Annotated in this window: 23 protein-coding genes; 5 read left to right on the top strand and 18 right to left on the bottom strand. The window is 63.9% G+C overall.

Features of this window, described 5'->3' with window-relative positions; translation table 11 throughout:
• Positions 1–38: 38 nt before the first annotated feature.
• The 8 genes from MJ956_RS06030 to MJ956_RS05995 form a co-directional block, all read right to left on the bottom strand.
• On the bottom strand, positions 39–320 hold the full coding sequence (locus tag MJ956_RS06030) for a DUF2160 domain-containing protein (protein ID WP_253963571.1): 282 nt from the start codon (positions 318–320) through the stop codon (positions 39–41).
• A complete protein-coding gene (locus tag MJ956_RS06025; protein ID WP_253963570.1) occupies positions 320–1,222 on the bottom strand; it encodes a carbohydrate ABC transporter permease in 903 nt (300 codons plus the stop codon). The genes MJ956_RS06030 and MJ956_RS06025 overlap by 1 nt, the downstream gene beginning before the upstream one ends.
• On the bottom strand, positions 1,219–2,106 hold the full coding sequence (locus MJ956_RS06020; RefSeq protein WP_253963569.1) for a carbohydrate ABC transporter permease: 888 nt from the start codon (positions 2,104–2,106) through the stop codon (positions 1,219–1,221). The genes MJ956_RS06025 and MJ956_RS06020 overlap by 4 nt, the downstream gene beginning before the upstream one ends.
• Before the next feature lie 11 nt (positions 2,107–2,117).
• Positions 2,118–3,194 (bottom strand): ABC transporter ATP-binding protein, encoded by a 1,077-nt coding sequence (locus MJ956_RS06015; protein ID WP_253963568.1) that lies wholly within the window; start codon positions 3,192–3,194, stop codon positions 2,118–2,120.
• A 10-nt stretch (positions 3,195–3,204) separates the two neighbouring features.
• The gene (locus tag MJ956_RS06010; protein ID WP_253963567.1) at positions 3,205–4,278 is read right to left on the bottom strand and encodes an ABC transporter ATP-binding protein; all 1,074 of its coding nucleotides are present in this window, start codon (positions 4,276–4,278) and stop codon (positions 3,205–3,207) included.
• A 20-nt stretch (positions 4,279–4,298) separates the two neighbouring features.
• Positions 4,299–5,798, bottom strand: coding sequence for a glycerol-3-phosphate dehydrogenase (gene glpD, locus MJ956_RS06005; RefSeq protein WP_253963588.1), 1,500 nt, complete (start codon positions 5,796–5,798; stop codon positions 4,299–4,301).
• 94 nt (positions 5,799–5,892) lie between these two features.
• Complete coding sequence (locus MJ956_RS06000) at positions 5,893–6,681, bottom strand: DeoR/GlpR family DNA-binding transcription regulator (protein WP_253963566.1); 789 nt, start codon at positions 6,679–6,681, stop codon at positions 5,893–5,895.
• Between the two features lie 108 nt (positions 6,682–6,789).
• Positions 6,790–7,647 carry a D-amino-acid transaminase gene (locus MJ956_RS05995; RefSeq protein ID WP_253963565.1) on the bottom strand — a complete coding sequence of 286 codons (858 nt, stop codon included), beginning with the start codon at positions 7,645–7,647 and terminating at the stop codon, positions 6,790–6,792.
• A 202-nt stretch (positions 7,648–7,849) separates the two neighbouring features.
• Here MJ956_RS05995 and MJ956_RS05990 point away from each other — a divergent pair, with 202 nt between their 5' ends.
• The gene (locus tag MJ956_RS05990) at positions 7,850–8,617 is read left to right on the top strand and encodes an SDR family NAD(P)-dependent oxidoreductase (protein ID WP_253963564.1); all 768 of its coding nucleotides are present in this window, start codon (positions 7,850–7,852) and stop codon (positions 8,615–8,617) included.
• Between the two features lie 85 nt (positions 8,618–8,702).
• Positions 8,703–9,479 carry an enoyl-CoA hydratase gene (locus tag MJ956_RS05985; protein WP_253963563.1) on the top strand — a complete coding sequence of 259 codons (777 nt, stop codon included), beginning with the start codon at positions 8,703–8,705 and terminating at the stop codon, positions 9,477–9,479.
• A gap of 169 nt (positions 9,480–9,648) precedes the next feature.
• Here MJ956_RS05985 and MJ956_RS05980 read toward each other — a convergent pair whose 3' ends face one another.
• The 7 genes from MJ956_RS05980 to MJ956_RS05950 all read right to left on the bottom strand — a co-directional run bounded on the left by MJ956_RS05980 (position 9,649) and on the right by MJ956_RS05950 (position 16,424).
• Positions 9,649–10,854, bottom strand: a complete 1,206-nt coding sequence (locus MJ956_RS05980; protein ID WP_253963562.1) for a branched-chain amino acid ABC transporter substrate-binding protein — start codon at positions 10,852–10,854, stop codon at positions 9,649–9,651.
• A 144-nt stretch (positions 10,855–10,998) separates the two neighbouring features.
• Positions 10,999–11,352 carry a DUF6867 family protein gene (locus MJ956_RS05975; protein ID WP_253963561.1) on the bottom strand — a complete coding sequence of 118 codons (354 nt, stop codon included), beginning with the start codon at positions 11,350–11,352 and terminating at the stop codon, positions 10,999–11,001.
• Positions 11,352–12,101 carry an ABC transporter ATP-binding protein gene (locus MJ956_RS05970; RefSeq protein WP_253963560.1) on the bottom strand — a complete coding sequence of 250 codons (750 nt, stop codon included), beginning with the start codon at positions 12,099–12,101 and terminating at the stop codon, positions 11,352–11,354. Before MJ956_RS05970 ends, MJ956_RS05975 begins: the two co-directional genes overlap by 1 nt.
• Positions 12,098–13,072, bottom strand: a complete 975-nt coding sequence (locus MJ956_RS05965) for an ABC transporter ATP-binding protein (RefSeq protein ID WP_253963559.1) — start codon at positions 13,070–13,072, stop codon at positions 12,098–12,100. The genes MJ956_RS05970 and MJ956_RS05965 overlap by 4 nt, the downstream gene beginning before the upstream one ends.
• Complete coding sequence (livM, locus tag MJ956_RS05960; RefSeq protein WP_253963558.1) at positions 13,072–14,532, bottom strand: high-affinity branched-chain amino acid ABC transporter permease LivM; 1,461 nt, start codon at positions 14,530–14,532, stop codon at positions 13,072–13,074. Before livM ends, MJ956_RS05965 begins: the two co-directional genes overlap by 1 nt.
• Before the next feature lie 5 nt (positions 14,533–14,537).
• Complete coding sequence (locus MJ956_RS05955; protein WP_253963557.1) at positions 14,538–15,455, bottom strand: ABC transporter permease subunit; 918 nt, start codon at positions 15,453–15,455, stop codon at positions 14,538–14,540.
• Positions 15,456–15,653: 198 nt separating this feature from the next.
• Positions 15,654–16,424, bottom strand: coding sequence for a phosphatase PAP2 family protein (locus tag MJ956_RS05950; protein WP_253963556.1), 771 nt, complete (start codon positions 16,422–16,424; stop codon positions 15,654–15,656).
• Between the two features lie 215 nt (positions 16,425–16,639).
• Between MJ956_RS05950 and folP the strand changes: the two genes are divergently transcribed.
• The 3 genes from folP (at position 16,640) to MJ956_RS05935 (ending at position 18,800) form a co-directional block, all read left to right on the top strand.
• On the top strand, positions 16,640–17,500 hold the full coding sequence (gene folP, locus MJ956_RS05945) for a dihydropteroate synthase (protein ID WP_253963555.1): 861 nt from the start codon (positions 16,640–16,642) through the stop codon (positions 17,498–17,500).
• Positions 17,497–18,030: a 2-amino-4-hydroxy-6-hydroxymethyldihydropteridine diphosphokinase gene (gene folK, locus MJ956_RS05940; RefSeq protein WP_341482698.1), complete on the top strand. Its 534-nt coding sequence runs from the start codon at positions 17,497–17,499 to the stop codon at positions 18,028–18,030. The genes folP and folK overlap by 4 nt, the downstream gene beginning before the upstream one ends.
• 263 nt (positions 18,031–18,293) lie before the next feature.
• The gene (locus MJ956_RS05935) at positions 18,294–18,800 is read left to right on the top strand and encodes a DUF995 domain-containing protein (RefSeq protein ID WP_253963554.1); all 507 of its coding nucleotides are present in this window, start codon (positions 18,294–18,296) and stop codon (positions 18,798–18,800) included.
• A gap of 97 nt (positions 18,801–18,897) precedes the next feature.
• Here the strand turns inward: MJ956_RS05935 and MJ956_RS05930 are convergent, their stop codons facing one another.
• The 3 genes from MJ956_RS05930 to MJ956_RS05920 form a co-directional block, all read right to left on the bottom strand.
• On the bottom strand, positions 18,898–19,431 hold the full coding sequence (locus tag MJ956_RS05930; protein WP_423724806.1) for a hypothetical protein: 534 nt from the start codon (positions 19,429–19,431) through the stop codon (positions 18,898–18,900).
• A gap of 84 nt (positions 19,432–19,515) precedes the next feature.
• A complete protein-coding gene (locus MJ956_RS05925; RefSeq protein ID WP_253963553.1) occupies positions 19,516–20,628 on the bottom strand; it encodes a YcjF family protein in 1,113 nt (370 codons plus the stop codon).
• Positions 20,625–22,076 (bottom strand): YcjX family GTP-binding protein, encoded by a 1,452-nt coding sequence (locus MJ956_RS05920; protein ID WP_253963552.1) that lies wholly within the window; start codon positions 22,074–22,076, stop codon positions 20,625–20,627. The genes MJ956_RS05925 and MJ956_RS05920 overlap by 4 nt, the downstream gene beginning before the upstream one ends.
• Positions 22,077–22,150: the final 74 nt, after the last annotated feature.

The raw sequence follows: 22,150 nt of genomic DNA, 5'->3' as shown, positions 1-22,150 counted from the left end.
CGTCGACCGGCGGTGACGCGACGTGCCCGGTTCCCTCGTCAGACGAAGCGAAAGACGAGAACGAAAAAGAGGCCGCAGACGATCAGCGCGTACCAGAGCGTCAGATCGGTGGCCCAGAGCCAGCCGAGGCAGATGAAGGCCGAACCGAGCAGCGAGACGAACAAACGGTCGCCGCGCGTCGTCTCGAAGCGCAGGATGCCGACGCGGGGGCTGCCGCCGGGCACGGCGTATTCCCACACGCCCATGCCGGCGATCATGGCGAAGATCACCAGAAAGAAGATCGCGGTCGGCCAGGTCCAGGCCATCCATGAGAAATCCATCAAACCCTCCCCAGGGCGAAGCCCTTGGCGATGTAGTTGCGCACGAACCAGATGACGATCGCGCCGGGAATGATCGTCAGCGCCCCGGCGGCGGCGAGCACGCCCCAGTCGAGGCCGGAGGCCGAAACGGTGCGCGTCATGATCGCCGAGATCGGCTTGGCGTCGGTGACGGTCAGCGTGCGCGCGATCAGAAGTTCCACCCATGAGAACATGAAGCAGAAGAAGGCGGCGACGCCGATGCCGCTGGCGATCAGGGGCGTGAAGATCTTGAAGAAGAAGCGCGGGAAGGAGTAGCCGTCGATATAGGCGGTCTCGTCGATCTCCTTCGGGATCCCCGACATGAAGCCCTCCAGAATCCAGACGGCGAGCGGCACGTTGAACAGCGTGTGGGCAAGCGCCACCGCGATATGGGTGTCGATCAGCCCGAAGGCCGAGTAAAGCTGGAAGAACGGCAGGGCGAACACCGCCGGCGGCGCCATCCGGTTGGTCAGCAGCCAGAAAAACAGGTGCTTGTCGCCGAGGAACCGGTAGCGTGAAAAGGCATAGGCGGCCGGCAGCGCCACCGCGACCGAGATCACCGTGTTCAAGACGACGTAGATGATCGAGTTGATGTAGCCCGAATACCAGGACGGGTCGGTGAAGATCACCGCGTAATTGGCAAGCGTCGGGTTCGCCGGGAACAACGTGACGCTCGTCAGGATTTCCCGGTTGGTCTTGAAGCTCATATTGATGAGCCAGTAGATCGGCAGCATCAGGAAAAGGATGTAGACGATCGGGATCAGCGCCTTCCAGCCGAATGGGCTGGTCCGCGCGCGCTCCCGGATCCTGAGCGCGGTTTCCGAATGGCTTGCGGCCGGCAGGCTGCGATGCGCCTCGTGACCGGCGGTGGCTTGATCGCTCATTCGGACACTCCCGTCAGCGGCTTGTCGGCTCCGGCATTGGTCATCACGGTGTAGAAGACCCAGGAGAGCGCGAGGATGATCAGGAAGTAGACGAGCGACATGGCGGCCGCTTCGCCAAGGTTGAACTGGCCGATCGCGAGCTTGACGAGGTCGATCGACAGGAAAGTGGTCGAATTGCCCGGACCGCCGCCGGTGACGACGAAGGGCTCGGTGTAGATCATGAAACTGTCCATGAAGCGTAAGAGCACGGCGATCAAAAGCACCCGACCCATTTTCGGCAGCTGGATGAAGCGGAAAACGGCCCAGCGCGACGCGCCGTCGATCTTGGCGGCCTGATAGTAGGCGTCGGGGATGGAGACGAGGCCGGCGTAGCACAACAGCACGACAAGACTGGTCCAGTGCCAGACATCCATCAGGATGACAGTGACCCAGGCGTCGAACGGATCGCGGACGTAATTGTAGTCGATGCCGAGGGCGGCGACGGAATAGCCGAGAAGCCCGATGTCGGTTCGGCCGAAGACCTGCCAGATGGTGCCGACGACGTTCCAGGGGATCAGCAGCGGCAGCGCCATGAGGACGAGGCAGACCGAAACCCAAAAACCTCTCCTGGGCATCGACAGCGCTACCAGAATGCCCAGCGGGATTTCGATCGCCAGGATGATTGCGGAGAAGATCAGGTTGCGGATCAGCGCGTCGTGGAAACGGGCGGAGGTGAGGATATCCTGGAACCAGGCTGTGCCGGCCCAGAAGAACTGGTTGTTGCCGAAGGTGTCCTGGACCGAATAATTGACCACCGTCATCAGCGGGATCACGGCGGAGAACGCGACCAGCAGCAGCACCGGCAGGACCATGAACCAGGCTTTGTTGTTCCAGGTCTTTTCCATGATCGGTCTCCCTAAGCCCGCTCGACCAGCCAGGAATCGGCGTAAAGATTGAGCGCGTCCGGCGCGAAGCGGACGGCCGCGTCGGCCGGAATGTCGGCGCCTTCCGCGACGATCGCGCTCAGCCGCGTGCCCGACAGCGTCGCGCGGACGATGCGTTCCGAGCCGACATCCTCGACCTTCTCGATCTTGACGGGAATGCCGTCGCCACCGCGAACGATCTCGACGAATTCCGGCCTGATTCCGAGTTCGGTCGTCTGGCCCGCGTGAAAGCCGATCGGGCTGCCGGGAAGGGCGATGCGCGTGTCGGAGACGACCGCCTCGCCGCCCTCCATCCGGCAGGGCAGGACGTTCATGCCGGGCGAGCCGATGAAATAGCCGACGAAGGTGTGTTTCGGCCGCTCGAACAGTTCTTCCGGCGTGCCGATCTGGACGACCTCGCCGTCATACATGACGACGACCTTGTCGGCGAAGGTCAAAGCCTCGGTCTGGTCGTGGGTGACGTAGACCATGGTCATCTGGAACTCGCGGTGCAGCTGCTTCAGCTCCGAGCGCAACTGCCACTTCATATGCGGATCGATGACCGTCAGCGGCTCGTCGAACAGGATCGCGTTGACGTCGGATCGCACCAGGCCGCGCCCGAGCGAAATCTTCTGCTTCTCGTCGGCGGTCAGGCCGCGTGCCTTTCGGTCGGCCTTCGCCTCCAGGCCGATGCGGCGGATCATGTCCTCGACGCGGGTCTTGATCTCGGCGGCCGGAACCTTCCGGTTCTTCAGCGGGAAAGCGAGGTTCTGGCGCACCGTCATCGTGTCGTAGATGACCGGGAACTGGAACACCTGGGCGATATTGCGTGCCTCGGGCGTCAGTTCGGTGACGTCGCGGTCGTCGAAATGAACATGGCCCTCGGATGGCGTCAGCAGGCCGGAGATGATGTTGAGCAGCGTGGTCTTGCCGCAGCCGGAGGGGCCGAGCAGCGCATAGGCGCCCCCATCCTCGAAGGCGTGGTCGACCTCGCGGAGTGCGTAGATGCCGGCATCGCCCAGCGCCCGCGAATAGGCGTGGCGGATATGGTCGAGACGGATGCGCGCCATGAACGTCTCCTCAAGCCGCTTGTCGCGCGGACGCGGCGGCGGCATTGCCATGTTCGTCGAAGATCAGGATTTTCGTTGGATCGAAGGACAGGCGGATAGGATCGCCGGGTTCGATGCGGCGGACTCCATGGACGAGGGCGATGATGCTGTCGTCGCCGACATCGGCGTGGACGAAGGTTTCCGAGCCGGTGACCTCCGTCAGCACCACTTTCGCCTCGAAGCCGCCTTCGCCGGTTTCGAACGTCAGATGATGCGGCCGGATGCCGCCGCGATAGGCGCCGTCCGGAAGGTTGGAAAGAGCGGGAGCGGCATCGAAGGTGACGCCGTTCGGTGAAGCGAAGCGCGTGCCGGTCTTTTCGAAATCCATCACGTTCAGCGGCGGATCGGAGAAGGTTCGCGCGGTGAGGAGATCGTGCGGGCGGCGATAGACGTCGGTGGTCTCGCCGAACTGCGTGACGCGGCCTTTCGACATCGTCGCGGTGCGCCCGCCCAGAAGCAGCGCCTCGTGCGGCTCGGTCGTGGCATAGACGAAGATCGCCCCGGTCTCGGCGAAAATTCGCGGCAGTTCCTCGCGCAATTCCTCGCGCAGCTTGTAATCGAGATTGGCGAGCGGCTCGTCGAGCAGAACAAGTTCGGCGTTCTTGACGAGGGCGCGCGCCAGCGCCGTGCGCTGCTGCTGACCGCCGGAAAGATTGAGCGGCGTGCGGTCGAGAAACGGCGTCAGCTTCATCAACTCGGCAGCCTTGTGGACCGCCGCCTCGATCCCGGCCTTCGAGTGACCGGCGATGCGCATCGGAGAGGCGATGTTCTCGTAGACGGTCAGCGAGGGGTAGTTGATGAATTGCTGGTAGACCATGGCGACGTTGCGTTTGCGCACAGGCACGCCGGTCACGTCCTTGCCGTCCATCAGGATGCGACCGGAGGTCGGGGCGTCGAGTCCGGCCATCAGGCGCATCAGGCTGGTCTTGCCGGCTAGCGTCGGGCCGAGCAGCACGTTGAGCGAGCCGCGATCGAGAGTGAGCGAGACGTCGATGATGTGTCTTTCACCGCCGACGCCGCGGCTGACGTTCTGCAATTCGAGCAAATTGTCCTCCCAGACGGCTGCTACTCGGCCGCTTTGCTCCGCTCAGATTTTCGATTCTTCATGTGTTCGGCAAGCTCAGATTCCTGGTTCCGGTCGAATCGCAATCCAAGCTTGGTGCGGCGCCAGAGAATGTCCTCGGCCGTCCGCGCCCATTCGTTACGGACAAGCCAGTCGACCTCGGCCTCATAGAGCCCATGACCGAAATCCGATCCCAGCGCGCCGGGGCGCACGAACTGCCGGGCGTCGGTGCCGTAGCCGCGCGCCAGACGCCGCACGGTGCGCTCATCCAGTTCGGGAACGGAGCGGTGCAATTCCGACTCCAGCGCCGCCAGACCCTCGACCGGAAAGTCGCCGCCGGGCAGGGGCCTGTCGCCGGTCCAGCGCGATCCTCTGGCGCCGAGGCGCCGCTCGATCTTCTCCAGTACCTCCTCGGAGAGAACCCGATAGGTGGTGATCTTGCCGCCGAAACCGTTGAGAAGCGCCGGCTCGTCCTCGTCGCCATCGACCTTCAGGACATAGTCGCGCGTGGCCTCCTGCGCCTTGGAGGCGCCGTCGTCGAAAAGCGGGCGCACGCCCGAATAGGACCAGACGATGTCGTCGGCGATGACGGGCCGTTTGAAATATTCGCTAGCGGCGGAGAGAAGATACTGCGTCTCCGCCTCGGTGATCGCCGCGTCGCCCGGATCGCCATCGAAATCCTGGTCGGTCGTGCCGACGAGGGTGAAGTCTTCCTCATAGGGAATCGTGAAGATGATCCGGTCGTCGGCGTTCTGGAAAATATAGGCGCGGTCGTGCTCGTAGAGCTTGCGGGTGACGATGTGCGAGCCTTGGACGAGGCGAATGTTGTGGGCCTGGTTTTGCCCTATCGCTGTCTGGATGATCGCGTCGACCCAGGGGCCTCCGACATTGACGAGGAAGCGCGCCGAAACCGTGAAAGTCCGACCGTTCTCCTGATCGCTGAGTGTCACTTTCCATCGGTCGGTCTCGCGCCGTGCCCCGATCACCTTGGTGCGGACCATGATGTCGGCGCCCCAGGCCGCGGCGTCGCGGGCGTTGAGAACGACGAGCCGGGCGTCGTCGACGCGCGCGTCGGAATATTCGAAGCCCTTGTGGAATTCGTCCCTCAGTGGCGCGCCGAGCGGGCCGTCGAGATCGACCGTCGTCGTCGCCCGCAGCTTCTTGCGACCGCCGCGGTGGTCGTAGAGAAACAGCCCTAGCCTCAGCAGCCAGGCCGGCCGCAACCCGGCATGGTGGGGTAGGATGAACCGCAACGGCCGGATGATGTGCGGCGCGATGGCCCACAGCACCTCGCGCTCCATCAGCGCGTGCCGTACCAGGCTGAACTCGTAGTGCTCGAGATAACGCAGGCCGCCGTGAATGAGTTTGGTCGACCAAGAGGACGTGCCGGAGGCCAGATCGTTCATCTCGGCCAGGCCGACGCTGTAGCCGCGCCCCGCGGCATCACGCGCGATGCCGCAACCGTTGATGCCGCCGCCGATGATGAAGACGTCGTAGTCCAGAACCGCCTCCCCAGGCTTCGCGCGGCAACATTGAGGTTGCGGTCGCGAACGTCCGTGAGGCTATGACGAAACTAAAGCGAAGGTCAAACGAAAATTAACGATGGCTCTGGCTCCGATCGGCTGGGGCCGGGGATGTCTCGATCAAGCGCACATCGTTGTCGCGGCAGATGTGCTGGATCGTTGCTGGTGCGGCATCGGTGACGAAGGTGTCCATCTGGTCGAGGTGCCCGATCCGAACTGGCGCGCTGCGCTCGAACTTCGAGGAGTCGGATGCCAGAATCACATGGCGGGCGTTTGAGATGATCGCCTGTGCGACCCGCACCTCGCGATAGTCTAAGTCAAGAAGCGACCCGTCGGCATCGATCGCCGAAACGCCGATCACCGCGAAATCCACCCGGAACTGGCGGATGAAATCGACGGCCGCCTCGCCGACGATGCCGCCGTCGGAGCGGCGCACGACGCCGCCGGCAATGACCACCTCCATCTCCGGATAGGGCCGCATGGCCGTCGCGACGTTGATATTGTTGGTGATGACCATCAGGCCCGCATGGCGAAGCAGAGCGTGGGCCACCGCTTCGGTGGTGGTGCCGATGTTGACGAACAGCGAGGCCCGGTCGGGAATGAGATCGGCAACGGCTCTGCCGATCGCCGCCTTTTCCTCGGCCGCGATCGTTCTTCGCGCATCATAGCCGACGTTCTCCACGCCCGAGGAGAGGATGGCGCCGCCATGCACGCGGGACAATAGCCGCTGCTCGCAAAGCTCGTTCAGATCCTTGCGGATGGTCTGCACGGAAACGTCGTAGCGCCCCGCCAGTTCGTCGACGGAGACCCTGCCCGAGCGCTTGGCAGCCTCGAGAATCTGCATTTGGCGGTCGGACAGCATGACGTACTCCTCCAGAGGGAGGCGATCATGAATAAAACGAAACCCAAACGCAATAAACGAAACCAGGTGGCCGCTGCCCGCTCCCGGCGGTGACGTCGCGGAGCCTGCCTAGATCGCCGTGCGTTCCGCCTCGGCCAGATAAATTTCCCTTAGTCGCCGCGCTACCGGGCCGGGTGTTCCGTCGCCGAGCGTCAAGCCATCGATCTCAACCACCGGCAGTACAAAAGCGGAGGCCGAGGTGATGAATGCTTCCTTCGCTCGCTTGGCCTCGTCCAAAGTGAAGCTGCGCTCCTCGATCCGCAACCCGTCCTCCTTGGCCATTCGCAACACGGCGGCGCGCGTAATGCCGTGCAGTATCGCATGGGACAGGGCGCGCGTGACCAGCGCGCCGTCTTCGGTGAGGATGTAAGCGTTGTTGGATGTGCCCTCGGTCACCATGCCGTCCTCGACCAGCCAGGCATCGTCGGCGCCCTTCGCCTTGGCTTCCGTCTTGGCGATCGAGGGATAAAGCAGCTGCACCGTCTTGATGTCGCGCCGGCCCCAGCGCAGATCCGGCACCGAGGCGACCTTGATGCCGGTGCGCCCGGCCGGCTTGTCGCGCAGTCCCATTGCCTGGGTGAACAAGACCAACGAAGGCTTGGTGTCTTCCGGCGGGAACAGGAAGTCGCGATCAGCCGCGCCACGGCCTACCTGCATGTAGACCAGGCCTTCGTCGATGCCGTTGCGCGCGACGAGTTCGCGGTGGATCGCCAGGAGGTCGGCTTCGCTGGCCGGCCGCGTCATCTTGAGCTCGGACAGCGAACGCTCGAGCCGTTTCATGTGGGCAGCGAAGTCGACGAGCTTGCCCGACAGAACGCTGGTCACTTCGTAGACCGCGTCGGCGAACAGGAAACCACGGTCGAAGACCGAGATCTTCGCCTCTTCTTCGGGAAGGTAGTCGCCATTGACGTAGACGGTGCGGCTCATGCCAGACTCCGGGCCGGATGTTGCGTTGCCCGCTCCTTACGACAGGGTGGCGGGGCAGGGAAGGTGGTCGCACGATATCGCTTCAGTTGTGGGGCCCTTCGCGCGGGGCTTTCGCTGTTCCGGTGACGTGCTAATTCATCGGGAATACAAACCGGCCGCGAGTGACGATCGGGTCGGATCAACGAAACCGAAGGAGGAACTCTTGGACATTGGACAGACGACGCCGGCGATCGTGTCGGGTGCGGGATCGGGGCTTGGCCGTGGCACGGCGCGGGCGCTTGCGGCGATGGGCGCGAAGGTCGCTGTGCTCGACGTGAACGAGGAGGGCGGCCGGGCGGTCGCGGACGAGATCGGTGGCCTGTTCGTCAAGTGCGACGTGTCCGATCCGGGCGCGGTGGCCGATGCCGTGGCCAAGGCCGTCGAGGCGCACGGAACGCCGCGCATTCTGGTCAATTGCGCCGGCATCGCCGTCGGCCGCAAGACGGTGTCGCGCGGCGAGGCCCACGATCCGGCGCTGTTCCAGAAAGTCATCGCCGTCAATCTCTTCGGCACGTTCAATCTCTCATCGCAGGTGGCGCTGAGGATGTCGGAGGCCGAGCCGCTGAACGCGGACGGCGAGCGCGGCGTCATCGTCGGCACCGCCTCTGTCGCGGCCTTCGACGGGCAGATGGGACAGATCGCCTATGCCGCCTCCAAAGCCGGTATCGCCGGCATGACCTTGCCGATGGCGCGCGATCTCGCCAAGTCCGGCATCCGGGTGATGACCATCGCGCCTGGCATCTTCGAGACGCCGATGTTGGCCGGCATGCCGGAGGAGGTGCAGGCCTCGCTCGCCGCCTCGATCCCGTTTCCCTCGCGGCTCGGCACGGCGGAGGAATATGCCAAACTCGCTATCCACATCGTTGAAAATCCGATGCTGAACGGCGAGACGATCCGTCTCGACGGCGCGATCCGGATGCAGCCCAAATAGTCCGCTATGGTCGCGAGGCCGACCAACCGACCTGTCACACGGACGAGCCGATCTCGTCCTGGCACGATACACCGGGAGACAATTCATGAGCGAAACCGACATTGTCCTGCAAAGCCGCGAGGGGCGCGTCGCGATCCTCACGCTCAATCGTCCCAAGGCGCTGAACGCGCTCAACAGCGCGGTCATGCGCGAACTCGTCCAGCTGACGGCCGAACTCGACCGCGATCCCGAAATCGGCGCGATCCTGATCACCGGCTCGGAAAAGGCCTTCGCGGCCGGCGCCGACATCAAGGAAATGGAAGACCGCTCCGCGATGGAGATGATGCTCGCGGACTGGTTTTCCGACTGGGAGGCGCTGGAGCGGGTGCGCACGCCGATGATCGCGGCTGTCGCCGGCTTCGCCCTCGGCGGAGGCTGCGAGCTGGCGATGATGTGCGACCTCATCGTTGCGGCCGACAGCGCCAGGTTTGGTCAGCCGGAGATCAAGCTCGGCATCATTCCCGGCATGGGCGGCTCGCAGCGCCTGACCCGCGCCGTCGGCAAGTACAAGGCGATGGACATGATCCTCACCGGCCGGATGATCGACGCCGAGGAAGCCGAGCGCATCGGTCTCGTTTCGCGGCTCGTGCCGGCCGACAGGCTGATGGAGGAAGCGCTCGACGCGGCGAAGACGATCGCGGAGTTTTCCAAGCCGGCGACGATGACCGCCAAGGAGGCAACCAATCGCTCTTTCGAGGTCGGCCTGCGCGAAGGGCTTCTGCACGAACGCCGGATCTTTCACGCGCTATTCGCCGGCGGCGACCGGAAGGAGGGCATGTCGGCCTTCCGAGAAAAGCGACAGCCGACATTTCGGCACGGATAGTGCCACGTCCCTCGCGCTTGTCTTTTCAGCTCGATTTGAGCGGGCGAATGGCGCCGTAGCGCGCGAACTCGTGACCATGCGAGTCTGTGGCGCCGCGATCCTCACATAAAAAAACCCCGGCGCGACGCGCCGGGGTCGATATGGTTGCGGCCAGTTGGCCTCAGCCTGCTTAGTTTGACTTGGTTTCGCCAGCCGCGTCGGCCGGCTTCTCGGCGTCCATGCCTTCCGCCGGCTTCATCGCCGCGTCGTCGGCTTTCATCGCGCCGCCGGCGTCGGCGGTATCGACATAGTCGTACTCGCCGTTCGACCATTCGTAGACGACATAGCCGGGAAGCGTGACATCGCCCTTGTCGTCGAATTTCAGGTCGCCGATGACGGTCGAGAAGTTGCCGTCATTGAGAGCCGTTACGACCTCGTCATATTCGGTCGAGCCCGCCTTGCTCACGGCATCGGCCCAGGCCTGGATCGCCGCATAGGTGTAGAGCACATAGCCCTCGGCGGTCTTGCCGGCTTTTTCGAGCTCGGCGACGACCGGCGCGGCGGCTTCGTTCTTGCGCGGATCCGGCGAGAACGTCATCAGCGTACCTTCGCCTGCATCGCCGGTGATCGCCCAGTATTCCTCGGCAACCAGCGCGTCGCCGGACATCAGCACGGTGTCCATGCCCTGCTCACGCATCTGGCGCGCCATCAGGCCCGCTTCCGTGTGGTAGCCGCCGATGTAGACCAGATCGATCCCGGCCTCCTTCATCTTGGTGACGAGCGCGGTGTAGTCCTTTTCGCCGGCCGTATAGGCCTCGACGAGGGCAGGGCTCTTGCCGGCGGCCTCGTAGTATTTCTGGGTCTGATCGGCGAGCCCTTTGCCGTAAGCGGTCTTGTCGTTGATGATCGCGACCTTGGCGTCCGGGAAAGTTTCGGCGATATAGTTGCCGGCGACTTCACCTTGCTGATCGTCGCGGCCACAGACGCGGAAAACGCCGTCGCCCGGGCGCTGGTCGGTGAAATCGGGGTTGGTCGAGGCCGGCGAGATCTGCACGATCTGCTCGTCTGCGTAGACCTGGCTGGCCGGGATGGACGATCCCGAGCAGAAATGGCCGGCAACGAACGGCACGCCCTGCGAGGCGAACTGATTGGCGACCGCCACGGCCTGCTTCGGGTCGCAGGCGTCGTCGCCAATCGACAGAACCAGCTGCTCGCCATTGACGCCGCCCGCGGCGTTGATGTCCGCGACCGCCTGCTCGGCGCCGATCCGCAATTGTTCACCGAAGCTCGCGTACTGGCCGGTCATCGGCCCGGCGACCCCGATGGTGATGTCGGCGTAGGCCGCGCCCGCCAATACAAGGTTGAGCGCTGCGCCGGCGAGGAGTGCATTCTTCATGGGGGGAACCTTCCTGTTCAGTAGCGGCCGATTGGCCACGAGGCGGTGTTGACCGTCCTCTACTGCGGGGGATTTAAGACCGGATTGTTTCGCGTTGGAATAGCCTTTGCCCAATTTTTTGTCGGTCCTGATTAACGGGCAGGGTCACTGCGGGTTGTTCCGAAGCACGCCGTACTGCCGGGACATCTGGCGGTTGCGCATATAGCTGCGCCCCCCCGCTGCCAGGGCGAACAGCACGATGTAGTCGATCACCGCGTAGTAGAGCGCCACGCCCAAGGTCGACAGCGGCAGGAAGAACGACCCGCCGAACAGGCTGAAATGGATGAAGCGCACCGCGAAGGTCAGGAGCAGGACATAAAAGGCCATAACGCCCCATCCGCTCCAGGTAAGGGCCGTCGATCGTCCGATCATCCACGCCCCGCCGCCGCCGAGAATTACCGTCACGAACAGGAACTCGGGAAGCGCGACCTCCCACAGAAGGTTCATTTCCGCTTCCATCAGTGGGCTCCCCCTTCCAGATAGGCGCTGCGGACTTCCTCACGCGCCAGAAGCTCGCGGCCGGCGCCAGACATCGTAATCGTGCCATTGACCATGACGTAGCCGCGATGGGCGAGGCGCAGCGCATGGAAGGCATTCTGCTCGACCAGGAAAACCGTCAGGCCCTCGCTTTCGTTGAGCTCACGGATGACCTCGAAGATTTGCTTGACGATCAGCGGGGCGAGCCCGAGCGATGGCTCGTCGAGCAGCAGGAGCTTCGGCCGGCTCATCAGCGCCCGGCCGATCGCCAGCATCTGCTGCTCGCCGCCCGACAGGGTGCCGCCGCGCTGTCCGCGACGCTCCTTCAAACGCGGAAACAGCTCGAAGACCTTGCGCAAATCGTCCTCGAAATATTTCTCGTCTTCCAGGATGGCGCCCATCTGGAGGTTTTCCATGACCGTCATGCGGCCGAACACCCGACGTCCCTCGGGGGACTGGGCGATCGACTTCGACATGATGTCGTGGGTCGGCATGTGGGTGATGTCCTGCCCGCGGTATACGATCTGCCCTTCGCGCGCCTGCGGGTTGCCGCAGATGGTCATCATCAGCGTCGACTTGCCGGCGCCGTTGGCGCCAATCATGGTGACGATCTCTCCGGCAAACACATCCACGTCGACGCCGCGCAGCGCCTGGATCTTTCCGTAGTAGGTATGGACCCCCCTGATCGCCAGCAGCGGCTCGGTCGCCGGCGTTTGCGCCACCGCGCTCATGCTGTGTCTCCCTGCCCGCCGCCGGTCGCTCTTGGCGAGCCAGCCTTTTTCACCCCCAGGTCCTGCTCGCCCTCTTCGACTTCCTCGTCGTCGACGCCGAGATAGGCGGCGATCACCTTGGGGTCGTCCCGAACGTCGGCCGCGGACCCGTCGGAGATCTTCTTGCCGTAGTCGAGCACGATGATGTGGTCGGAAATCTCCATGACCACTCCCATGTCGTGCTCGATCAGAAGCACCGAGACCTCGTGCGTGTCGCGAATGTATCTTAGGAGCGTATTGAGCTCCGCCGATTCACGGGGATTCAGGCCGGCGGCCGGCTCGTCGAGGCAGAGCAGGGCCGGGTCCGTGCACATGGCGCGAGCGATCTCCAGCCGGCGCTGAGCGCCGTATGGAAGATCGGACGCCGGATCGTCGGCGCGCTCCAACAGGCGCGTGTGTCGCAGCCACTCGATCGCCTTCTCCTTGGCCGCCGCCGCCGACCGGCGATAGCCTGGCAATCCGAAAAGCCCGCCGATCGTCAGGCCCGAGGCATTCATCAGCTTGTTGTGCTGCGCGACCAAAAGGTTCTCGAGCACGGTCATGCCACCGAACAGGCGGATGTTCTGAAACGTGCGCGCAACCCCGGCCACCTCGGTGATCTTGAAGTCGGCCATGCGCTCCAGCAGGTAGACCGCGTGCTCCTTGTCATGCTCGAACTGCTTGCCGCTCCGCGTCAAATCATCGATCATGGCGTCCGGAACATTGCGTCCCCGGCGCATGGCGATCCGCCCCTCGGTCGGCTTGTAGAAGCCGGTCACGCAGTTGAACACGGTCGTCTTGCCGGCTCCGTTGGGGCCGATCAACGCGGTGATGTCGCCACGTCCGACATTGAACGACAGGTCGTCGACGGCGGTCAGTCCGCCAAAACGCATCGTCAGATGTTCGACGGTCAAGACCGGGTCAAGCGACCAGTTCGCGGACTTCTTCAACATCAGTGACCCTCGCCCTGCGAGACCATATCCGCGCCGATCGTCTTCTTTTCCTTGTAGACGTCGGATGGCGAGCGCGAGGAAATCAGACCGCGCGGCTTCCACACCATGATCGCCACCATGGCGAGGCCGAAAATCAGCATGCGGTACTGGGTCGGATCGAAGCCGGCCCCGAACACCGCCTCCAGAATGGTCAGGTTCCGAAGGAGCTCGATGCCGCCGATCATCACCACCGAGGCGATGACGACGCCGAGCTGCGAGCCGAGCCCGCCGAGGACGACGATGGCCAGGATGATCGCCGATTCGATGAAGGTGAAGCTTTCGGGCGAGATGAAGCCCTGGCGCGTCGCGAAGAAGGCTCCGGCAAAACCGCCGAACATGGCTCCCGTCGCGAACGCCGTCAGCTTGACGTTGGTGGTATTGATGCCCAGCGAGCGGCAGGCGATCTCGTCCTCGCGCAGCGCTTCCCAGGCACGACCGACCGGCAACTTGCGAAGCCGGAGCGTCACGAAGTTGGTGAGAAGGGCCAGCGCCAGGATGATGTAATAAAGGAACACAAAACGCTGCACCGTGTCATATTCCAGTCCGAAATATTCGGCGAAGGAATTGTCACCCCGATTGAATTCGAGCCCGAAGAGTGTCGGCTTCGGAATACCGAGAAGACCATTGGGGCCACCCGTGAACTCGTACCAATTGAGCAGCACGATACGGATGATCTCGCCAAAGGCGAGGGTGACGATCGCCAGATAGTCGCCGCGCAGGCGCAGCACCGGGAAGCCCAGCATGACCCCCCACATCGCCGCGAACAGCCCTGCCATCGGCAGGCAGACCCAGAAGCCGAGACCGAGATTCGTCGACAGCAGCGCGAAGGAATAGGCGCCGACCGCGTAGAAGGCGACGTAACCGAGATCCAGCAAGCCGGCGAGGCCGACGACGATGTTCAGCCCCCAACCGAGCATCACATAGGTAAGAATCAGGATCGCCAGATCGAGAAGATAGCGGTTTTGGCTCGGCACCAGCGTCGCCAGCAGGAAGGGCAAGGTCAGCGCGACGAGCAGCAGGAAAATCCCGACGGTCTTTCCGATCGGCATCCCGCGCGCCGTCGGCGCCTTGGTGGTTTTGAAGAAGCGGGTAATCGGCCGCTCTGACTTGAAGATGAAGTAGGAGAGCAGAAAGCGTCCGACAAAGGCGATCGCCACCCAGCTCAGCCAGAGACCCGGGCGAAGGGTGAGATCGAGACCGCCCGACGCGATGTCAGTGCGGAATGCGAAGAAAATAACCGTGATGCCGGCGATGATCGCCGCCGTGATCAGCGCTTCCTTGAACGAGGCGACGAGGCGGCTGTCCTGAGGGGGAGCCTCGGCGAAAGGCGGCTCACCCCGCATGGCGTCACGGCGTTCCTCGGACAGGCGCTCGGCGCCCTCGGGACGGTTGGTGGCGGTCGGAGAATTGATGGTCGCCATCGGGCTCAGACTTTCTCGACTTCCGGCCGTCCGAGCAGGCCGGAGGGAAGGAAGATCAGCACGATGGCGAGGATCGAGAAGGCGGCGACGTCCTTGTATTCGACCGAGAAATAGCCGGACCAGAAGGTCTCGATCAGACCGATGGCGAGGCCGCCGAGCATGGCGCCGGGCAGCGAGCCGATGCCGCCGAGAACAGCGGCGGTGAAGGCTTTCACGCCGGCGATGAAGCCGATGTAGAAGTCGATCACCCCGTAATAGAGCAGATACATCATGCCGGCGACGGCGGCCAGCGACGCACCCAGCACGAAGGTCAGCGAGATCGTCCGGTCGACATTGACGCCGAGCAGCGAGGCCATCTTGCGGTCCTGCTCGCAGGCGCGCTGCTGACGCCCGAGCGAGGTGCGCGAGATCAGGAGTGAGAAACCCGCCATCAGGACGACGGTCATGCCGATGATGATCATCTGCATGTAACTCAGCTGGACGACGATGCCGGCGGGGCTGTCCATCAGCGTGACCCCGCCCTGGATCTGGGGCGGCAGCGGCTTTACCCGGGCGCCCTGGGTGACCTGGACAAAGTTCTGCAGGAAGATCGACATGCCGATCGCCGTGATCAGCGGCGCCAGCCGAAACGAGCCGCGCAGCGGCCGGTAGGCGACTCGTTCCACGGTCCAGCCCCACAGAGAGGTGCAGAGCATGGCGACCAGCACCATCAGCAGCAGCACCAGCGGCAGAAACGTGATGCCGAGAGCGGCCAGCACGAGAAAGACGGTCAGTGACACGAACGAGCCGATCATGAAGATTTCGCCATGGGCGAAATTGATCATGCCGATAATGCCGTAGACCATCGTGTAGCCGATGGCGATCAGGCCGTAGATCGACCCGAGGGTTATCCCGTTGATCAGCTGCTGGAGAAAATATTCCATGGTCCGCCCGTGTTCCGGTGCTGCGTTCGCCGTTGCCGGCCGACGCATCGAGCTGTCAGGAACGCCGCGTCGCAAGCCATGATCAATTCCATAGCGACGCCGCGTCCGCAAGCCTCCACGAGACCAACGCGACAAACTAGTGACGCCATTCACAGGCAAGATGGCGAACCTTCGCGGTAGGGTCTTCCGCCGCGTTGCTCAGCTGACAGGGACGCGAGGTCGCCGCGGTTTCTCACCAAGGTCGTCGTCGGTCTCAGCCTCGGGTGCTTCGGGCTCCACCGCGCCGTGCGAACCCAGCCATTTGGCCACCATCCACCAACCGACCGCCCAGGCGGCGCCGGCGGTCCAGCCGGCCAGCACGTCGGTCGGCCAATGGACGCCGAGATAGACGCGGCTGACCCCGACGAGAACCGTGAGAAAGACCGCGACGGCGATCAGGAAAGCGCGCACCCGCCGCTGGGTTTGAACGCGGCCGACGAGGATCGCCAGCGTCAGATAGGTCACCGCCGACATCATCGCGTGGCCGCTGGGGAAACTGGCGGTGTAGACGAAGGAACCATGCGGAACGAGCGAGGGGCGGGGGCGGTCGAAGCCGTATTTGAGAAGCTGGCTCATCAGGAAGCCGCTGCCGATCGCGGTGACGACCAGCATCATCGAGCGGCGCTTGCCCTGCATCCAGAGGAAGCCGGCGGCGAACAGGGTCACCAGAATCAGCACGCCGGTGCCGCCGAAGGCGGTCATGTCGCGTCCGAATTCCTCCGCCCAGCGCGGGCCAAGCGGGTCGGAGGGGTCGGCCGCGTTGCGAAGCGATAAGAGGATTTCAGTGTCGAGGCCCTTGGTGTCGCCCTCGATCACCTCGCCGGCCACCGAGACGAAGCCCCAGATCGACGCGGCGACGAGGAGCGCGGCGATCAAGCTGGACAATTCGACCCGGTCACTGATCCATTGCTTGACGGCGTGATATTTCATGAAGGCAGCTTTCGTCGTGGCATCGGTTGGTAGGGCGGAGGTCGCGCGAGCTGGCGCTCAGCCTGGCCGCGACCGGGGTAACCCGTTCATCATTCGGCCGGTCCGGTCAACGCTCTGAACCCGACTCGACCATCCTTTTGAGACGCGCGCATAATTGCGCGAAAGATTGCCAGGCGCTACCGACAGAGCCGACGGATTCACGGACCGGAGCTGAGATGGACCTGATCGAACCGCGCGGCGGAATCTGGCATGTGGCCCACGGCCGCAGCCTCGATCTTTCCGGCGCCGCCCGCATCATGGGCGTCCTCAACGCGACGCCCGACAGTTTTTCCGACGGCGGACGCTATGCCAGTGTCGAGGCGGCGGTGGCGGAGTCGCTCAAAATGGTCGAGGAAGGCGCCGCCATCGTCGACATCGGCGGCGAATCGACCCGGCCCGGCGCGACGCCCATCGACGCCGCCGAGGAGCAGCGGCGGATCATGCCGGTGATCGAGGAATTGGTGCGCCGCTCCGACTGCCTCATCTCGGTCGACACCTACCGCTCTGAAACCGCGCGGATGGCCGTGGCGGCCGGCGCGCACATCGTCAACGACGTATGGGGCGCCCAGAGGGACGAGGGCATCGCGCGGGTCGCGGCGGAAACCGGCGCCGGGCTCTGCCTGATGCACACCGGCCGCGAGCGCGAGAAGCTGCCGGACGTGATCGAGGACCAGTTTCTGTTTTTGAAAAGGTCGCTGGCGATTGCCCGTAAGGCTGGCGTGGCGGATGCGGCGATCGTCCTCGATCCCGGCTTCGGTTTCGCCAAGGACGGGCCGGAGAATCTGATGGTGCTGGCCCGCCTGGACGAACTGAAGGCGCTCGGCTTCCCGCTTCTCGTCGGCACCTCGCGCAAGCGTTTCGTGCGCGGCGCCGTGGGCAGCGAGGACCCCGAGCCCGACATTGCGACGGCGGCGACAAGCGCGCTTTTGCGCGAGCGCGGCGCCGACATCTTTCGTGTTCACAACGTGCCGGCCAACCGGGACGCGCTGCGGATTACCGACGCCATGCGCCGGGCGATGAAGGGCGAACGCTGGTGACGGCGAGAGCCACTCTCGGTCTCGGCGGCAATATCGGCGATCCGGCAAAGACGATGGCGGCGGCGTTGCGCCTGATCGATGCGCGAGCCGATACGCGTGTTGTTGTGGTCTCGCGGCTCTACCGCACGCCGCCCTGGGGCAAGACCGATCAGCCCTTCTTCTTCAACGCCTGTGCCGCGATCGAGACGACCCTGGGGCCTCGCGAGGTCCTCGATCTGTGTCTTGAGACGGAGCGGGCGTTCAAGCGCGAGCGGCGCGAGCGCTGGGGGCCGCGCACGCTCGATCTCGACGTGCTCGATTATGACGGGATGCCTTACGAGGACGCGGCGCTGACCCTGCCGCATCCACGTGTGAGCGAACGGGCCTTCGTCATCGTGCCGCTGGCCGACATCGCGCCGGATCTGCGCTTTGGGGAATGCACGGTGACGGAATGGGTCGCGCGCGTCGACCGGGACGGGATCGAGCCGGCGAGCGAGGACGGCGCGTGGTGGCGGGAGACGGGCGAGGCTCTCGCAGCGAGCACGAGATAGGTCCATTAGTTCTGTTTCCGATGCCTGAAATCCCTATTGTTAGATCTTCCGGCTGGAAACAAAGGGTCCGACCGCTTGGCTGCGACCACTTCGTTCTAGGCACGGTCGAACGGATGGTTGCTCGTCGGAATTACAAATGAACCAGAGAATGCCGGTCGTGATGACGCGAAGCACCCAAACGTAACACCGGAAAAATTCTGTTGCAATTTGCTTAAAATTCCCTAAAAATTTTTTCTTTCTGACCTAAGGAAAGGATTTCACACATGAAATGCCTCTCTTATCTCTCTATCTCATTGATTGCGATGGCAATTTCTGGGACAGATGCGGGTGCAAGAAACGAAGGAAAATTACCAAAGAACGCAGAGCCTTTAAGTTCAGATGAAATCAGTAAAATTTATGAAGGTCATTCCGTCAATTATAAGACAAAAAAATCAGATATATTCTATGTATGGCTAAGCGGTGGGAAAGTTCTAGGGATAGCTACTGATTTGAAAGATAAAAGTAGTAACGGCTATGCCGAGGGTGGCTGGGCTGTCAAGGAAAATCAGATCTGTTACAATTATGATTGGTTTGATAAAGATCGAAAAGTCGTATTCCAGGACGAGAAATGCAAGGAATGGTACAGGTCCGGAAATCAAGTTTGGATAAAAAATACAAAGGATGAAGATAAATGGATCGGTGATATTTATAAGGCAGACGACGAGCTTAAAAAGATAATTCAAAAAGACGTTGTATCTGGTCGGTTTGAAAAAGTAAAATCATCGATGTGAACGAAATCGCGGAGACTTCCCCTGCGCTGCGGGAAGTTACGTTGTTTTTGCGGTATAATCGCGCGCGGTCGAGGAGTGGCGACCCGGCAAGCCTCCTCTACCTCTTCAGCGCGCTCTGGCGTGTGCCGCCCGTGCGCTTCAAATTCATGCCGATGACCGGCACCAGCTCGGACGCCACCCGGACCGACACGGTGATCGCCATCGCGCCTTCGCCGTCGAGGCGGGCGATCATCGCGCCCTTGAGCTGCTTGCGGTCGAGCCCGACGACAATGCGGTCGCCGTCGACATTGCCCGAAACGATGTCGAGACCCTTGCCCTTGGCGCCGTCTTGGAAGGCGCCGGTGTAGCTTTTGCCGGAACGCACCACCTCGGCCCGCATCGGCTGCGAGAACATGCCGACGCGGCAGGAGCCGTCCAGTTCCATGCCGAGCTTTCTCGGATGCTGGGAGCCGGCGAAGTCGCAGACGAATTTGGTGCCCTTGTATTTGCCGGCGACGATTTCGCCGGGGCCCGACCACTGGCCGACGACCTGGCGGAAGAACGCCTCGTCCGGTTCGGCGAGGGCTGGCGTCGCCAATGCCGAACCGGCGGCGACGGCGAGAGCGAGACCGGCGGTCAGCATGCGGGACATGGGGCGAACCTTCCTGGCGAACTCAAGGGCGTTACGAGGCTGCCTTTATCGCCCGGAAGGGTTAATCAAGCCTTGCCGCGGCCTTCACGATTTGTGGCGCGGCGTGTCATCCGAGGCGGACCGTGACGGCTGAATCGCGCCAATCGCGGTGAGATCGCCGAGGACATCGCCGATCGACGGCCGGCGAACCCGCAGGAAGGGGAGCGGCCGGCAGAGATCCATCGCGGCAAGGCCGACCCGCGCGGTCAGGAGGCCGTTGACAACGCCCTCGCCGAGCCGTGCCGACAGCTTTGCCGCGACCCCGTGGCCGAGCAATTGCTGCATGACGCCGTCGCCGATGGCGATCGATCCGGTGACCGCCAGATGCGCCACCACGTCGCGAGTCAGCCGCACCAGGCCGAGCGTGCCCGGCCGGGCCCCGTAAAGCTCCGACATGCGGCGGATGAGCTTGACGGTCTCGAACAGCACATAGGCGACATCGACCAGCGCCTTCGGGCTGACGGCGGTGACCACGGAGACCCGCTTGGCGGAGACGAGAACCAGGGCACGCGCCTCGGCGTCGAGCGGCACGAGCAGCTCGCGTTCGGCCAGCGCGATGAGATCGGCGCCGTCGATCACCTCGTCGTCGAGTTCGGCCATCCGCGCCCGTCCGTGGGCCGTCGCGGGCCTATCGGACAAGAGCGTGGTCAGGGTCCGGACGACCGTCTTGGCGTCGGCAGCGGAATTGGCCTCGTAGGCCGAAAGCGCGGCCTGGCGCTCGCGGTCGACGGCGGCGAGGCGCATCAGGCCGATGATTTCCCGCAGGGCCACGCCCAGCGCGCCGACGACGAGCAGGACGGCGACGGCGAGCGCGGCCCAGCCGAGCCACTCCGACCGGGCGAACAGATCCCGGATCAGGCTGTCGACGGCGAGGCCGACACCGAGCGAAACGAGGATGCCGAGGGCGCCGAGGAACAATTTGCCGAAGGAGAAGCCGCGGCGCCGCCGCGTGGCCGGCTCCGCCTCAAGCCGTTCGAACGCCTCCCGCTCGATGGCGTCGTCCGGCTCGATGGTGATCCGCGCCAGATCCTCGATGGCGCGCGGGGACCGGCCTGGCACGGCGGTCTTCTGCTCCCGGTCGGAGCGGGGGATGCCCGCCTCTTCCAGCCGATAGGAGCCGGGACGCCGGCCGCTGCGAGGGCTCTCGTCGTTGCTCATGCCAGGCGATCTCCCAACAGGAATTCGAGGGCCCGGTCGAGCCTGATATGGGGGAGCGAGAGGGTCATTCCGGCCGCGTCGCGCTCGAGCTTCGGCGGCTTGAAGCGCACGAATCGGATCGGGTCCGTCGTGCCGCCGTCGCTTTCGACGAACAATCGCGCCGGATCGGCGGGCAGGTCGCCGGGAAAGATCGCCGTCTCGGTCTTGCCGTCGAAGGTTTCGTCCCCGATCGTCTCGCCGGCGGCCGGGGTGCCGACGATGACCGGCAATCTGTCGCCACGGTCCTCGACGCTGGCCTCGCGGGTCGCCCGGATCGCGGCGAGGGCGAGAACGTCGGTGCGGGCGCCGGAAAATTTCGCCCGTGCGATCGCGTCGTCGAGGATCCGGCGGACGATGGCCTCCAGCCTGCGATGGCTGTCGCGGTGGAGATGATCGGCCTTGGTCGCGGCGACGAGGATGCGGTCGATGCGGCGGGTCAGGAACGAGCCGAGCCAGCTCGAACGGCCCGGACGGAAGCAGGCGAGGATGTCGGCGAGCGCGGTTTCGAGGTCGCGCACCGCCTCCGGGCCCGCGTTGATTGCCTGCATCACGTCGACGAGCAGGATCTGGCGGTCGAGTCGGGCGAAATGCTCGCGGAAGAAGGGTTTTACCACGACTGTCTTGTAGGCTTCGTAGCGCCGCGCCAGTAGCGCCGCCAGCGAGCCCTTCGGATAGGCGTGGCCGGGCTCGACCGGCAGCGGCGCGAAGGTGAGGGCAGGGGAGCCTTCGAGGTCGCCCGGCATCAGGAACCGCCCCGGCGGCAAGGTCGACAGTGCGGTCCGATCCGCGCGGCAGGCGGTCAGATACTTGGCGAAGGATGCGTGCAAGGCCAAGGCTGTCGGCTCGTCGGCCGGAGCTGTCAGGTCAACCGTATCGAGCAGTGCGAGGTAATCCTCGGCAAGGTGGCGCCGCGACGGCAGCCGGGCACGCGCGATCGCCTCAGTCGAGAACGTCGCAAAATCCTTGTCGAGCAGCGGCAGATCGAGCAGCCATTCGCCCGGATAATCGACGATGTCGATCGACAGCCGGCCACCGGAGAACATCCGCCCCCAGCCCGAGGCCGATTCGTAATCGATTGTCAGCCGCAGTTCGGAAATCGCCCGGGTCGATTGCGGCCAGGCACGATCCTCGAGGATCGTGCGGATGTGATCCTCATACTGGAAGCGCGGCACCGCGTCGTCCGGCTGCTCCTCCAGATAGCTGCGCAGGATGCGCCCCCCGGCCTGGGCTCCGAAAAGCGGCAGCCGACCGCCATGCAGGAGGTTATGGACCAGCGCGGTGATGAAGACGGTCTTGCCTGCCCGCGACAGACCGGTGACGCCGAGCCGCACGGTCGGGTGGAACAGACCGGTGGTCCGATCGGCGAAGGTATCGAGGACGAGGCGTGCCTCGTCTGCAAGAGAGGTCATAGGCGGGGCGAGGATCCTTTGGAGCGAGGCTGTCGGCGATATAGGCGCTGGCAGTGCGCGTCGAAAGTGCGCCC

This window comes from Aurantimonas marianensis, assembly GCF_024195285.1.
GTDB classification, from domain to species: Bacteria; Pseudomonadota; Alphaproteobacteria; order Rhizobiales; family Rhizobiaceae; genus Aurantimonas; species Aurantimonas marianensis.
This window is presented reverse-complemented; position numbering and strand designations above follow the sequence as displayed.

What these genes read in the sequence shown, in the direction of transcription:
- MJ956_RS05955 (WP_253963557.1), bottom strand. Translation starts at nt 15,455, where the DNA reads ATGGAATATTTTCTCCAGCAGCTGATCAACGGGATAACCCTCGGGTCG.
- MJ956_RS05925 (WP_253963553.1), bottom strand. Translation starts at nt 20,628, where the DNA reads ATGAGCAACGACGAGAGCCCTCGCAGCGGCCGGCGTCCCGGCTCCTAT.
- folP (WP_253963555.1), top strand. Translation starts at nt 16,640, where the DNA reads ATGGACCTGATCGAACCGCGCGGCGGAATCTGGCATGTGGCCCACGGC.
- MJ956_RS05950 (WP_253963556.1), bottom strand. Translation starts at nt 16,424, where the DNA reads ATGAAATATCACGCCGTCAAGCAATGGATCAGTGACCGGGTCGAATTG.
- MJ956_RS05920 (WP_253963552.1), bottom strand. Translation starts at nt 22,076, where the DNA reads ATGACCTCTCTTGCAGACGAGGCACGCCTCGTCCTCGATACCTTCGCC.
- MJ956_RS06025 (WP_253963570.1), bottom strand. Translation starts at nt 1,222, where the DNA reads ATGAGCGATCAAGCCACCGCCGGTCACGAGGCGCATCGCAGCCTGCCG.
- MJ956_RS06000 (WP_253963566.1), bottom strand. Translation starts at nt 6,681, where the DNA reads ATGCTGTCCGACCGCCAAATGCAGATTCTCGAGGCTGCCAAGCGCTCG.
- MJ956_RS05975 (WP_253963561.1), bottom strand. Translation starts at nt 11,352, where the DNA reads ATGGAAGCGGAAATGAACCTTCTGTGGGAGGTCGCGCTTCCCGAGTTC.
- MJ956_RS05985 (WP_253963563.1), top strand. Translation starts at nt 8,703, where the DNA reads ATGAGCGAAACCGACATTGTCCTGCAAAGCCGCGAGGGGCGCGTCGCG.
- MJ956_RS05965 (WP_253963559.1), bottom strand. Translation starts at nt 13,072, where the DNA reads ATGTTGAAGAAGTCCGCGAACTGGTCGCTTGACCCGGTCTTGACCGTC.
- livM (WP_253963558.1), bottom strand. Translation starts at nt 14,532, where the DNA reads ATGGCGACCATCAATTCTCCGACCGCCACCAACCGTCCCGAGGGCGCC.
- MJ956_RS06030 (WP_253963571.1), bottom strand. Translation starts at nt 320, where the DNA reads ATGGATTTCTCATGGATGGCCTGGACCTGGCCGACCGCGATCTTCTTT.
- MJ956_RS05930 (WP_423724806.1), bottom strand. Translation starts at nt 19,431, where the DNA reads ATGTCCCGCATGCTGACCGCCGGTCTCGCTCTCGCCGTCGCCGCCGGT.
- MJ956_RS05935 (WP_253963554.1), top strand. Translation starts at nt 18,294, where the DNA reads ATGAAATGCCTCTCTTATCTCTCTATCTCATTGATTGCGATGGCAATT.
- MJ956_RS05995 (WP_253963565.1), bottom strand. Translation starts at nt 7,647, where the DNA reads ATGAGCCGCACCGTCTACGTCAATGGCGACTACCTTCCCGAAGAAGAG.
- MJ956_RS06015 (WP_253963568.1), bottom strand. Translation starts at nt 3,194, where the DNA reads ATGGCGCGCATCCGTCTCGACCATATCCGCCACGCCTATTCGCGGGCG.
- MJ956_RS05970 (WP_253963560.1), bottom strand. Translation starts at nt 12,101, where the DNA reads ATGAGCGCGGTGGCGCAAACGCCGGCGACCGAGCCGCTGCTGGCGATC.
- MJ956_RS06020 (WP_253963569.1), bottom strand. Translation starts at nt 2,106, where the DNA reads ATGGAAAAGACCTGGAACAACAAAGCCTGGTTCATGGTCCTGCCGGTG.
- MJ956_RS05980 (WP_253963562.1), bottom strand. Translation starts at nt 10,854, where the DNA reads ATGAAGAATGCACTCCTCGCCGGCGCAGCGCTCAACCTTGTATTGGCG.